At 43.4% G+C, this 13,266-nt stretch carries 12 protein-coding genes; 7 read left to right on the forward strand and 5 right to left on the reverse strand.

Features of this window, described 5'->3' with window-relative positions; translation table 11 throughout:
• Positions 1–73: 73 nt before the first annotated feature.
• The 4 genes from EGV92_RS03620 to EGV92_RS13885 all read left to right on the forward strand — a co-directional run bounded on the left by EGV92_RS03620 (position 74) and on the right by EGV92_RS13885 (position 2,917).
• Positions 74–1,822, forward strand: a complete 1,749-nt coding sequence (locus tag EGV92_RS03620) for a SulP family inorganic anion transporter (RefSeq protein ID WP_131667824.1) — start codon at positions 74–76, stop codon at positions 1,820–1,822.
• A 139-nt stretch (positions 1,823–1,961) separates the two neighbouring features.
• The gene (locus tag EGV92_RS03625) at positions 1,962–2,288 is read left to right on the forward strand and encodes a protein tyrosine phosphatase family protein (RefSeq protein ID WP_131667825.1); all 327 of its coding nucleotides are present in this window, start codon (positions 1,962–1,964) and stop codon (positions 2,286–2,288) included.
• A 52-nt stretch (positions 2,289–2,340) separates the two neighbouring features.
• Positions 2,341–2,673, forward strand: a complete 333-nt coding sequence (locus EGV92_RS03630) for a protein tyrosine phosphatase family protein (RefSeq protein WP_131667826.1) — start codon at positions 2,341–2,343, stop codon at positions 2,671–2,673.
• Between the two features lie 94 nt (positions 2,674–2,767).
• On the forward strand, positions 2,768–2,917 hold the full coding sequence (locus EGV92_RS13885) for a hypothetical protein (RefSeq protein WP_165525555.1): 150 nt from the start codon (positions 2,768–2,770) through the stop codon (positions 2,915–2,917).
• 43 nt (positions 2,918–2,960) lie between these two features.
• Here EGV92_RS13885 and EGV92_RS03635 read toward each other — a convergent pair whose 3' ends face one another.
• Positions 2,961–5,948: a tetratricopeptide repeat protein gene (locus EGV92_RS03635; RefSeq protein WP_165525556.1), complete on the reverse strand. Its 2,988-nt coding sequence runs from the start codon at positions 5,946–5,948 to the stop codon at positions 2,961–2,963.
• Positions 5,949–6,056: 108 nt separating this feature from the next.
• The gene (gene ahpF / locus EGV92_RS03640) at positions 6,057–7,625 is read right to left on the reverse strand and encodes an alkyl hydroperoxide reductase subunit F (RefSeq protein WP_131667828.1); all 1,569 of its coding nucleotides are present in this window, start codon (positions 7,623–7,625) and stop codon (positions 6,057–6,059) included.
• A gap of 280 nt (positions 7,626–7,905) precedes the next feature.
• On the opposite strand from ahpF, the gene EGV92_RS03645 reads away from it, so the two are divergent.
• Positions 7,906–8,130, forward strand: a complete 225-nt coding sequence (locus EGV92_RS03645; protein WP_131667829.1) for an HP1242/YdcH family protein — start codon at positions 7,906–7,908, stop codon at positions 8,128–8,130.
• A gap of 130 nt (positions 8,131–8,260) precedes the next feature.
• Here the strand turns inward: EGV92_RS03645 and EGV92_RS03650 are convergent, their stop codons facing one another.
• Positions 8,261–9,145, reverse strand: coding sequence for an SDR family oxidoreductase (locus EGV92_RS03650; protein WP_131667830.1), 885 nt, complete (start codon positions 9,143–9,145; stop codon positions 8,261–8,263).
• 392 nt (positions 9,146–9,537) lie between these two features.
• Positions 9,538–10,104, reverse strand: a complete 567-nt coding sequence (gene ahpC, locus EGV92_RS03655) for an alkyl hydroperoxide reductase subunit C (RefSeq protein ID WP_131667831.1) — start codon at positions 10,102–10,104, stop codon at positions 9,538–9,540.
• Positions 10,105–10,897: 793 nt separating this feature from the next.
• Between ahpC and EGV92_RS03660 the strand changes: the two genes are divergently transcribed.
• Together EGV92_RS03660 and EGV92_RS03665 are read left to right on the forward strand one after the other, a co-directional pair.
• Entirely contained in the window at positions 10,898–11,824 is a 927-nt protein-coding gene (locus tag EGV92_RS03660) for a hydrogen peroxide-inducible genes activator (RefSeq protein ID WP_131667832.1), read from the forward strand.
• Between the two features lie 61 nt (positions 11,825–11,885).
• The gene (locus tag EGV92_RS03665) at positions 11,886–12,605 is read left to right on the forward strand and encodes an HD domain-containing protein (RefSeq protein WP_131667833.1); all 720 of its coding nucleotides are present in this window, start codon (positions 11,886–11,888) and stop codon (positions 12,603–12,605) included.
• On the opposite strand, the gene EGV92_RS03670 is transcribed toward EGV92_RS03665, so the two are convergent.
• Positions 12,571–13,242 carry a methyltransferase domain-containing protein gene (locus EGV92_RS03670; protein ID WP_131667834.1) on the reverse strand — a complete coding sequence of 224 codons (672 nt, stop codon included), beginning with the start codon at positions 13,240–13,242 and terminating at the stop codon, positions 12,571–12,573. The two genes, EGV92_RS03665 and EGV92_RS03670, sit on opposite strands and share 35 nt — an antisense overlap.
• Between the last annotated feature and the right edge of the window lie 24 nt (positions 13,243–13,266).

A 13,266-nucleotide genomic window follows, 5' to 3' on the forward strand; every position in this document is an offset into this window, starting at 1 on the left:
GCAAAGGGCCAATAGAGCTTATGAAGTAAAAATAATATTGGGTCTGACGACCATGAACCGCTAAGGGGCAACGGTGACAGCCAAGCAAGCGACACCAAGACAACCAGTAGTCAATAAGCTAATCCCAGAATGGGTATGCTCTTATAGCCCTTCTAACCTTCCTGCCGATGTTATAGCGGGACTGGTCGTTGGCGTACTGGTCATTCCACAGAGCTTGGGCTATGCTGTACTTGCCGGTCTACCGCCAGTATATGGTCTTTATGCAGCGATAGTGCCTGTTCTGGTATATGCGTGGGTAGGCTCAAGCAATGTTCAAGCCGTAGGGCCTGTGGCGATCACCGCCATAATGACGGCCAGTAGTCTTCATGGTTATAGCGATGACGGTGTAGCAAAGTACGCCCTGATGGCTAGCTCGCTTGCACTTATGGTGGGCGCTATGCTGTGGCTCGCTGGACGCCTGAAGCTTGGCTGGGTGGTGCAGTTTATCAGTCGCGGCGTTTCAGCAGGCTTTGTCAGCGGAGCGGCAATATTAATATTTGTCAGCCAACTCAAATATTTGACAGGAGCCAAGGTCTCGGGCAACACGCTATTACAGTATCTAGAGTCACTAGAGCAGCATTTAGCAACGGTCAACCTGCCAACCTTATTAGTGGGCGTGGCCTCTCTACTGTTGTTTTTGTTAAATCGCTATGGCAGCCGTTGGCTATGGGAGAGCTGGCTACCAAAATCAGCTGCGGTCTGGGCCGGACGCTTGTTTCCGTTAGTACTGGTTATAGTCGCTATTATCGCCAGTACGCTAGGGAGCTGGACCACACTTGGTATTCACACTATTGGTGATGTACCAAGTGGCCTGCCCGCATTTCAATTACCGCTACCCTCGCCGCTGCCTTCTGTCCAAGACATGCTGCAATTACTGCCTACCGCCGCCTTAATGGCGCTTATTGCTTTTGTCTCTAGTAGCTCAGTCGCCAGTACTTACGCCCGCCAGCGCGGTGAGCGCTTCAATGCTGATGATGAGCTTCGAGGCTTAGGATTGGCCAACTTAGCCGGTGGCTTTTTTCAGAGCTTTCCGGTAGCAGGTGGCTTTTCACGCACTGCTATTAATGTCGATTCTGGTGCCAAGTCGCCGCTTGCTAGTCTCGTTACAGTCGGCGTGATGATCGCTGCGCTGCTAGTGCTAGGAGATGTCATCGCACCACTACCCTATGCGCTGCTTGGGGCGATGATTATGGCCTCTATCGTCAGTCTGGTCGATGTGGCTACCTTTAAGTCGGCTTGGCGCACCGACCGCTTAGACGCCATTAGCTTCGCCGCGGCCTTCATTGGTGTATTGGCCTTTGGGCTAAATACTGGGCTGGTCATTGGACTAATTACTTCATTTGCAGGGCTAATCTGGCAGTCGAGCCAGCCGCATATAGCTGTGGTCGGTCAGCTCGCAAACACTGGTCACTTTCGCAATATCAACCGCCATGACGTCACCACTTATCACAATTTACTGATTATGCGCGTCGATGAGAGTTTGTTTTTTGGTAATAGCGAGTCGGTACATCGGCAGATTCAGACGGCGATTGAACGCTATCCAGATGCCACTGAGCTAGTGCTCATTATGGCAGCAGTCAATCATATTGATTTGACCGCGCAAGAGATGCTCATCACCCTCAACGAGGAGCTAATGGCGCAAGACAAACGCTTGCATTTTAGCTTTATCAAAGGGCCAGTCATGGATATCATTGAGCATACCGCCATTATTCAAAGGCTATCAGGACGGGTGTTTATGAGCACGATGGCGGCGGTGGAGACACTCGCAGAGCAAGACAGCTAGGCGAATTGGTATTACCATTTAATACCTTAAACTTTTAATTTATCGAATAATTGTAAATAGTCATAACGACAATGGTGAAATGCGGCGATAGTCGTTATTATAGGACTTATCTTTAATCACTCTGAATAATTGTCACTATATGAACGACAACATTACTATCTATAAGCAAATCTATCCGGCACAATGCGCTAAGCTTGCTGAGTTGGGCTACCGCTCGCTGATTAACATTCGTCCTGAGGCGGAAACCGAAAATCAGCCAGAGAGCCAAGCCTTACAACGTGCGGCGATTGCGGCTGATTTGGACTACATCTATCTGCCCTTTGATTGCGAACGCCTAAGTTTGCAAACCATCGAGAGCTTCGCCCAGCACTACCATGCGCTTCCCAAGCCTATCATGCTATTTTGTGGTACGGGTGCTCGCGCTAAGCTGCTGTATCAAAGCGCCTTAATGCAAAGTCTCTTGTAGTCATCAAACGTTATATACTTTAAAACTCTACATTAATACCAAGGAATAAAAAATGAGCCATCAAGTTAGCTTTACCGGTCAAATTACCCCAGAACAACTACAAACCATCGCTGATGACGGCTTTAAGACAGTGATTAACAACCGTCCAGATGGCGAAGATGCCAACCAGCCAACCAGCAGCGAGATTGAAGCCGCTGCCAAGCAAGCGGGTCTTGCGTACAAGGAGATCTCTTTTGCCGGTAATGCGTTAACTCAACCTATCGTCGAAGAGTTTGCCGACTACTTTAACGAAGCCGAGCAGCCAATTCTTATGTTCTGCCGCACCGGCAATCGCTCAAACGGCCTTTATGAAGCGGCTAAGCAGATGGATTTGTTGGACGACTAATTGAAGTTGCTTAATGTATTAAAACTAACGCCCATTTTTTTTAAATGGGCGTTTTTATTATTGCAAACCTAAGCTATAGCCTCAGATATCCAGCTTGCCTACCGCTGCTACTGAACAGTACTGCGAGACGATATTAAACCATCCGCATGTTCAGGCTTGGCGTGAGGCGGCGTTACAGGAGGTACGAAGAATTGAGCAAGATGAGGCGGGTGAGATTTTGAGTTTGGTTGGGGCGTTGGGTTGATTTCATCAAACTTCGATGGCTAATTCATACATCAGTAATCATATCAGCGATTAATTGAATTCCAAACCTTGTCTAATAAGATTTTAAAGTCAGCATCTTTAGGGACAGGGAACTGGGCTATGTCTTCGATTGTTCCATCATACAGTTCCTGACCTCCTAATTTCAATGCCGTAGTTAAATGCTCCTCGGATTGGAAAATTTTCCCTTGCAAAAATTCTGTATAAGCAAGATTGCCTATGAGTACTGCTTTGTTATCATCTGCTATATTCTCTAATCCTTTAGATAAAACATCATATGCTTGGCTTAAATAGTTTTGTACCAACTTCTGGTCTGACCAATGTTTTTTAGCTTCTAACAAATAATAATATCCCTGACCATTTAAGGCGTAACCTACCTGTTCTTGTAATGCTAACTCACTACTCTTACCAAATTTATCAATGATGGCATCATAGGCAGCTATAGCTTCCTCTGTCTTTTCAAGCTCACCTAATGATACGGCTTTATAAACCATTACCTTGGCTACTTGCTCTTGTAATGCTAACTCACTACTCTTACCGAATTTATCAATGATGGCATCATAAATGGCTATAGCTTCCTGTGTCTTTTCAAGCTGATCTAATGTTACTGCCTTATTAACCATTACCTTGGCTACTCGCTCTTGTAATGCTAACTCACTACTCTTACCAAATTTATCAATGATGGCATCATAAATGGCTATAGCTTCCTCTGTCTTTTCAAGCTCACCTAATGATACGGCTTTATTAACCATTGCTTTGGCTACTTGCTCTTGTAATGCTAACTCACTACTCTTACCGAATTTATCAATGATGGCATCATAAATGGCTATAGCTTCCTCTGTCTTTTCAAGCTCACCTAATGATACGGCTTTATTAACCATTGCTTTGGCTACTCGCTCTTGTAATGCTAACTCACTACTCTTACCGAATTTATCAATGATGGCATCATAGGCAGCTATAGCTTCCTCTATTTTTTCATGCTCACCTAATGATACGGCTTTATTAACCATTGCTTTGGCTACTGGCTCTTGTAATACCAATTCACTACTCTTACCGAATTTATCAATGATGGCATCATAAACGGCTATTTCTTCCTCTGTCTTTTCAAGCTCACCTAATGATACGGCTTTATTAACCATTGCTTTGGCTACTTGCTCTTGTAATGCTAACTCACTACTCTTACCGAATTTATCAATGATGGCATCATAAACGGCTATTTCTTCCTCTATTTTTTCATGCTCACCTAATGATACGGCTTTATTAACCATTGCTTTGGCTACTGGCTCTTGTAATACCAATTCACTACTCTTACCGAATTTATCAATGATGGCATCATAAATGGCTATAGCTTCCTGTGTCTTTTCAAGCTGATCTAATGTTACTGCCTTATTAACCATTACCTTGGCTACTCGCTCTTGTAATGCTAACTCACTACTCTTACCAAATTTATCAATGATGGCATCATAGGCAGCTATAGCTTCCTCTGTCTTTTCAAGCTCACCTAATGATACGGCTTTATTAACCATTGCTTTGGCTACTTGCTCTTGTAATACCAATTCACTACTCTTACCGAATTTATTAATGATGGCATCATAAATGGCTGTAGCTTCCTGTGTCTTTTCAAGCTGATCTAATGTTACTGCCTTATTAACCATTGCTTTGGCTACTGGCTCTTGTAATGCTAACTCACTACTCTTACCAAATTTATCAATGATGGCATCATAAATGGCTATAGCTTCCTGTGTCTTTTCAAGCTGACCTAATGATACGGCCTTATTAACCATTACCTTGGCTACTAGCTCTTGTAATGCCAACTCATTGCTATTACCAAATTTATTAATAATTAAATCATAATATTTAATTTTTTCTCGCTTATCAGATTGACTCAAGGCTAAATTAAAATATGCACGAGCGAGCCATGATTTTTGCTCATCGTCTAAATCTTGTTTCGCTTCTAGTACTTCTACTACCCTCGCATAGTCACCTCGTAAGAAGATAGGCAATATATTCGAATCGTTTTCTTGCTCTCTTTTTTGAGCTTCTTTTAACCGCTTTTTGGTCTCTAACAAAATATCTTGGGTATCATTCGCAAGTCCAGCAGTCATATCGTGTTTTTCATTCACAGACATATCATTATTTCGTGACGGATAATTTGCTATACCTTCTAACTCATTAATTAAATGCTCATAAGGATTTGCAAAAATAGTAGGCGGAAAACAGTCTAGAGCCTGAGCTAGTTCGATAAGAAAAATATCTGAACCACCCTCATGACAGCTGATATAGTGCGCTAACCTTGACTCTAAAATAGAGTTTTGCAAATGGGTAGGTGCATTTTGATTCATATCGACCCAAAATAGTCGGTGTTGTCCAGCGAACTCTGTTTCAATTTGAGGAAAAAAAGCATCGTTAAGACCGCTATAGCCGATGAATAATGTTGGCGACTCATTTAGAGTATGGCGAACGAACTCTTCAAGTAGAGGTGCATGACCATGCGTTTCTGATTCTGAGTTCAGCTGTACAAAGCCGTGTCCTTGACCATGTAAATGAACAATAGCAGGATCATCTATTAAGTTATACAGGTTTAAATTTGAAGCAGTAAAATCATAAGTAGCAGGGTATAAGCCAAGCAAACCACAACTTCTTGCTAATAAATTATCGAAGTTAAATGTTAAGGTACGTCTAATGTAACCTTCTTTCATTAAGCAAGCTAAGGCGATATGCGCCCAGTTTATTTTTGCTTTATCAATATAATCTTTTAAGTAATCTCGACGCTTAGAGACTTCAATACACTCCATACATTTGCCATAATCTTTACGTTCTTCCTCAGCCAAGACTTTTAGCTCTAGCCTAAACCTATCATTAAGCTCTTCAACTATTTTACTCGCTAAAGGAATACCTGCTGAGACGGAACATCCAGCGCCTGTGAAAAAGACATAGGGCTTCTCAGCATCTTTAGCGTCTTTCATAAACCTAGCTAAATCTTCAACACTGTACTGCTGACTCGAACTACCCATATCTTTATACTCACTGCAAAATCCTTTATAGCTAAATACTATAGCAGAAAAAGCCACCTCAATTAATGAGATGGCTTTTTTATTGACTTAAAGTTTAAAACTTAATTCTTACTGCATAACCAAGTATTCAAAAGCTGATAGTGCTGCTTTAGAGCCTTCGCCCATAGCAATGTTAATCTGCTTGAACGGTACGGTAGTTACATCACCACAAGCAAAGATGCCTTTGCGGTCGGTGTGGCAACGCTCATCAATTTCGATCTCGCCAAAGCGGTTGACATCGACGAAGCCTTTGATGAAGTCAGAGTTCGGTACAAGGCCAATCTGCACGAATACAGCAGCTAGATCTAGCTCTTTGGTCTCGCCTGACTCGCGATCTTCATAGACGATTGAGCTTACTTTACCATCAGTCGCTTTGATCTCTTTGGTCGCAGCAGAGGTAATGATATCGATGTTGTCTTTAGACTTGGCTTTGTTGACCAAGACTTGGTCAGCTTTTAGCGTGTCAGCGAACTCAAAGACGGTGACGTGACTCACGATGCCAGCTAAGTCTAGCGCTGCCTCGATACCTGAGTTACCCCCACCGATGACGGCGACATCTTTGCCTTTAAAGAATGGACCGTCGCAATGTGGGCAGTACGCCACGCCATTACCGATGTTCTCTTCTTCGCCTGGGACGTTCAGCTTACGCCACTGCGCGCCGGTCGCCAAGATGATACTGCGGCTCTCAAAGGTCTCACCAGTATTTAAGTGAATCGCGTAGTTTTCGTCGTCAGTTTCTGTTAGCTCTCTGACGTTCACGTGCTCTTTTAGCGTGATGTCATACTCTTTTAGATGTTTGTAAAAGTTCGCAGACAACTCAGTACCATTGGTTAGCGGTACAGAGATTAAGTTCTCGATGTCTTGCGTGTCTTTGACCTGACCACCGATACGGTCAGCGACGATGGTCACTTTTAGACCTTTACGAGCGGTATAAATCGCCGCAGCGACGCCTGCTGGGCCACCACCGACGATGGTCACATCTTGACGCTCAAGCTGATCTGCGTCGTCTTCGTTTGGTGCCGACATCAAGTCTGGGAACTGCTCTTGTAGCTTGTCTAAGATACGTGCAGTATCGACTTTACCATTGATAAATGGCTTACCGTTTAAGAATACCGCTGGGACGCCTTGGATATTATTGGCTTCAACTTGCTCTTGGAACAGCGCGCCATCAATCATCTCGTTGCTAATGCCGTCATTCAATAGTGCAAATTGGTTAAGCGCTTGCACGACGTCTGGGCAGCTGTGGCAAGACAGCGATACATAAGTCTGAAACTGCATGGGCTGATTAAAACGTTTAACAAGCTTTTGAATGCCTTCATCAAGCTTTAGAGTATGACCACCTGCTTGCAGTATCGCTAAGATAAACGAGGTAAACTCGTGGCCGCCTGGGATGCCACTAAAGACGATACCCGTATCACGGCCTTCGGTCATGACTTTAAAGCTAATTGGGCTAGGTAAGCTGGCATCGACATCAGCGTCATTAAAGTTAATCTTATCGCTAGTACCTGAGACCTTAGTCAAGAAATCCACTAGCTCAGCACGTTTGCTGTGCTCACCACTGCCAATGACAAAAGTGACAGGACGAGTCATCTTTTCACTATAGCTCTTTACCGCGTCTAATAAACCTTGGTCCAACATAGAATTTTCCTTATTTGATTTTTACAAGTGTCTGAATTTGATAACGCTATTATCTGTTTTTGACCGATTAACTTCAATCTGAGAATGTCAAACACTACGATTTATAAAACAAATAGATATAGGATTTCTTATTGATAGATTATATTATAACTCAATGGTATGTATCTTGTTTAACCTATCAATTTTATTGGAGAAAAGCTGCTGAGTTAGATACAATCATAAAAGGGAAGCCAAGCTATTACGCCCTGCCCTCGTTAATTTTAACCACAAGGACTATGCTATGTTTCATGAACACCGTGATCTGATCAGCGACTTAAAACAATCCGACGCCCACTTTGCCAAGCTATTTGACGAACATAATGAACTCGATAACGAAATTGACAAGTTAGAAAATGATGTGGTTAAGCATGCCAGCCGAGATGAAGAAATTGAGGTTAAAAAACGCCGAAAACTGCAATTAAAAGATGAGATTTATCGAATCTTAGAAAGCCATAAGGCCTCCTAGTACTACTAATCTGGCTATCCCTTATTAGTTATTACCTCCTTCATCAAAAACCCCATCAGCCTGAGCAAATGGGGTTTTTCTGTTACTCTCAAATTCTATTGTTCTCTTAAAGCCTTAGCTTCGACAAATGCTAGCCGCCCACTATCTCGCCACCATTAACATGGATAACTTGACCAGTTACGTAGCTGGCATCTTCGCTTGCCAGATAGACATACGCAGGCGCCACTTCATTCGGCTGACCCGCCCTACCCATCGGACTGTTTTGACCAAACTCTGCCACTTCTTCTTCTGTAAATGAGGCGACGATTAATGGTGTCCAAATTGGGCCAGGGGCTACCGCATTGACGCGAACACCGCGCTCTTCACTGGTAAAGTTATTGGCCAAAGATCGGGTAAAGGCCAAAATTGCCCCTTTGGTAGACGCGTAATCGATCAGATGGTCACTACCGCGGTAAGCCGTGATCGATGTTGTATTGATAACACTACTGCCCGCCTTTAGATGCGGCGTGGCATATTTGGCGAGCCAAAAGTAAGCATAAAAGTTGGTACGAAAGGTCTTATCGAGCTGCTCAGTGCTGATATCTTCGATTCGAGTCTGCTCAACCTGCCTACCCGCATTGTTCACCAAAATATCAAGCTTGCCAAACTCATCGATGGTCTTTTGTACCAGTGCTTTACAGTTGTCCTCAATGCTCAAATCAGACGGTACGAGCAAGCAGCGCTGACCATACGATTCGATATGCTTTTGCGTCTCTTTAGCGTCTTCATTTTCGCTCAGATAGGCCACTGCCACATCCGCGCCTTCTTTGGCAAACAATATAGCCACGGCTTGACCAATACCACTGTCCGCGCCAGTGACGATCGCGACCTTTCCGGCAAGCTTGCCGCCTTGATAATCTTTAGGCAGACAGTCAGGCTTGGGGCTTTGCTCTTGCTGCGATCCGGGTAAGTCTTGGCTTTGTTCTGGGAATGCTTGGTCTTGATTAGTATTGTCATTTTTAGCATCGTTACTCATGATGGTATCTCCACTCATTAGTGATAATAATTTTTATAATCTACTGCCCACTAATTACGACATAATTAATAGCCAATATCCGCTTTTTGTATGATAGATTTGGTAGAACGTTTGATGAAACGTGGCGTGTTACTGTTATCGATTTTTATAGTTATATTAAAGGTCAATAGTTACCCTTACTGAGTTTCAATGTGTTCATGTTGTGTAGCACGATGTAGCCTATTTCTCGTTAACTTTACTCAAGTTAGAACGCCTGAAAGACAAAAAAGCCCCTATCAATTTGATAGGGGCTTTTTGAAGCGATGGTGATTGGCCGATTGTTAACAAAGAAAACAAGTGGTAAAACTTATTAGCTAATTATACAGCCAGCTCATCATCAATCTAAGCAGACCTTAGATTTTACCTACTAGGTCAAGGCTTGGCTTAAGAGTGGCGCTACCTTGTTCCCAAGCTGCTGGGCAAACTTCGCCGTCGTTGTCACGAACGTACTGAGCTGCTTTTACTTTACGAACCATGTCTTTAGCGCTACGGCCAATACCTAGGTCATGAATCTCAGCAACTTTGATAAGACCATCTGGATCTACTAAGAAAGTGCCACGAAGGGCAGCATTGTCTTCTTCGATCATGATATTGAAGCCACGAGTGATTTTACCAGTACCATCACCAAGCATTGGGTAAGTTACTTTACCGATTGCTTCTGAAGAGTCATGCCATGCTTTGTGAACGAAATGCGTATCTGTAGATACCGCATACACTTCAACGCCAAGGCCTTTTAGCTCTTCGTAATGGTTGGCCATGTCTTCAAGTTCAGTTGGGCAAACAAACGTGAAGTCATGTGGGTAAAACATAAAGATAGCCCAGCTGCCTTTTACGTCTTCTGAGGTGATAGTTTTGAACTCACCGTTAACAAAGGCTTCAGTTGAAAATTCTGGGATTTCTTGATTAATAATAGCTGCCATGATTGGCTCCTTTTTAGTGGGTTTTAACTGTAGTTAAGGATATACTTATCAACTATCACATCTGTAGCGCTTAGTCTAACAATCATCTATGTCAGCGATATGACGATGTTTTATCCTTAATAGGTTTACAAGACTCACTATACGCTAATCTCATAATTAATCTAATTAAAAGTTTTTAATCTGATGATTTATTTTATAAAACTTGATAAAATAGCATTCACATTATGTTTGGCGAAGAAGGCGCTTCATTTATCCAATATATTCAGTAGTTAATTGTCACTAATTAGACAGCTACGATCATCTTGTTAACTCTAAAACCTGTTAACTGGAGAGATGGTCTGAACACTTCTGTATTTATCCAGATAACTGCCTGATAAATATCTGCCTGATAAACGCTGTAAGGATAAAAATAGACCATGATAGTCATCAGGCTGTAAACCAACTATGACGGACTATAATGAAGCTGAATTTTTAGATAGCCCTAGCTTTTAAATTTAGCTTCTAACTAAAGCTTATCGTTTAGCACCACTGCTAACAATACAGTAAATGCCTTGCTCGACCATCCACCGTTTACAGTAAATTCATCGTTTAAATTAAGGCACTTTAATTAATATTTATTTCGATAATCAATATAACAAGGAAGTATCGATGTTTTTGTTAGTTATGCGTTTTAATTGTTATCAAAACGTCACTTATTTTTGCCATAGACTTTTGTTGTTAGTAGACTATATATTTGTTTACTCTACTAATAATATGACTTTACCATCAAAGCCCTACCTTTAAGAGACCCCATATGATCACTCTGCGTCAATTAGAATTCGCGCTAGCAGTGGCTAAACATCGCCACTTCAAACGCGCCGCTGAAGAATGTAATATCTCTCAATCTGCCTTAAGTCTGGGTATTGCCGAGCTTGAAAAACAGCTCGATACTCAGATATTTGAGCGTAATAATAAACAAGTCCTGATTACCCCTATCGGTGATGAGATTCTGACCCGAGCACAGCGTGTGTTCTCCGAAGTGAATGATTTGACCACGCGTGCGCACAGTCATCAGACACCGCTCGCCTATCCTATGACGGTGGGAATTATCCCGACTATTGCACCGTATCTACTGCCTAAGGTATTGCCCGCTGTTAAACAACAATATCCAGACTTTCGTTTGACCATCGTTGAAAATCAAACTGAGCGCCTGCTTGAGCAAGTCCGCTACGGTCACATTGATACCGCCGTTATCGCCCTACCTTATGCTGTTGAAGGGCTACATACTTTTGAGTTTTGGACTGAAGACTTCTTTGCCGTTTTCCCTAGTGATGACTTTCATGCCAAGCTAGACACCATCGATGCCGATGAGCTTACTACCGCCAACTTAATGCTGTTAGGCGAAGGTCACTGCTTGACCGATCAAGCACTATCAGTATGTCACTTTGACAAAGATGCCATGAAATCTAACTTCTCAGACGCCAGTCTAAATACGCTTATTCAAATGGCTCTGGCGGGCATGGGCACCACATTAGTTCCCGAAATGGCTCTTGATCAGCTGCATCTTCAGAATCAAAATGCTACGGCCATCCCCTTGGCAGAAGAAGGGCCGCATCGGCGCATTGCCTTTGTCACTCGCTTAAACTATGCGCGGGTAGACGACGTTAATTTATTAGGATCTGTGTTTAAGAACGCACTAATTGCTGATAGAGACCGCGATAGAGGTACGCCAGAGAGCTAGCATAGCTGTGAGATGTATCTGTCTTAGCGAGACGTAAAAGCAACGACGACTAGGGGATGAAATGACAGAGTCGCAAGAGGACATCTGGCACAAAAATAGGTGGCAATCTGCGCTTACTGTGTCTCCAATCTCGCTCAGATCACGGTTCATCTCGCACCTTACCACGCTAGCAATCGATATTTATACCGAGGATAGTGAGAGGCTCTGGAATGACATTGCTCAGCGCTATACGGAGCCGCAGCGTTATTATCATTCGCTGGAGCACTTAGACTATTTGTTTGCTCACTTTGATTGTGTAGCGCACGATCTTAAGCAGCCCAGTATTGTGGCTTTGGCATTGTTTTATCACGATGTTATCTACGAGCCAAAGCCTCAACCCAAGCAGGACAGTAATGAGCTAAGAAGCGCTGAGCATGCTGCGCGCCAGCTTGCGGGTTATTTAGCGGCTGACCAAATTAAACAAATTAGTTCGCTTATATTAATGACTGAATCTCATCAATTAGATGAGGTTGATAACCGTGCCCGTGACGCAGCCTACTTATTGGATTTGGACTTGAGCATCCTTGGTGCCTCATGGTCTAAGTATAACGCCTACGCTAAAGCGGTACGCCAAGAGTATCATCATGTGACTGATGCCCTCTACCAATCAGGGCGAACTGCGGTATTGGCAGGACTGCTCGCCAAGCCAAGACTGTATTTGACGCCCTATTTTTATGAGCGCCTTGAGCAGCAAGCTAGAGGTAATATCAATCAAGAGCTAGCAGCTTTGCACGCAGAATAACAAAAAGCTCACTACCTTGCCGTGCAGGATGCGAGTTATAACAGCGCTGCATGACCTCAATCTCAAAATACGGTGCAAATAACGCCCGATACTCTGCTTCACTGCCGCCAAATGGCGGTGTCATACTCGAAAACTCCCTATCGAACAATACCCCGACCAGCTTACCATTGGCCTTTAGCAGCGCATGCATCTGCCGAACGTATTCTACTCGCCATTGCGGCTCAATCGCACAAAAAAAGGTCTGCTCAATAGCCAGATCAAACTGATACTGCTCAGAGGATAACTTAAAGAAATCTGCACAGACCAGATGATCTTTAGGAAAATCAGGGTGACTATTGGCAAAATTATTGAGCGGCGCTGCAGCAATATCAAACACCGTTACTCGATCAAAGTCTAGCTCATGCAAATAGCCGACCTCATAGGCGTTCCCTGCCCCTGCCACCATAATATCAAGTGACTTGGCAGACGCTGGAAGCTGATCGATATAGGCTTTTATCGGTGGCGACACTTGACCCATATCCCACTTTAGCTCGCCTGCTGCATAGCGCTGCTGCCAGAAGTCAGCGTCTATTTTAATGTCACGCTTAATCACGCCATTTGCGTGAAAGTGTTCACTTTTACCGCTTAGCTCATCCATGAGACCTCTCTATTCTTAATGCTC

The organism is Psychrobacter pygoscelis (assembly GCF_004335015.1).
Classification (GTDB): Bacteria; Pseudomonadota; Gammaproteobacteria; order Pseudomonadales; family Moraxellaceae; genus Psychrobacter; species Psychrobacter pygoscelis.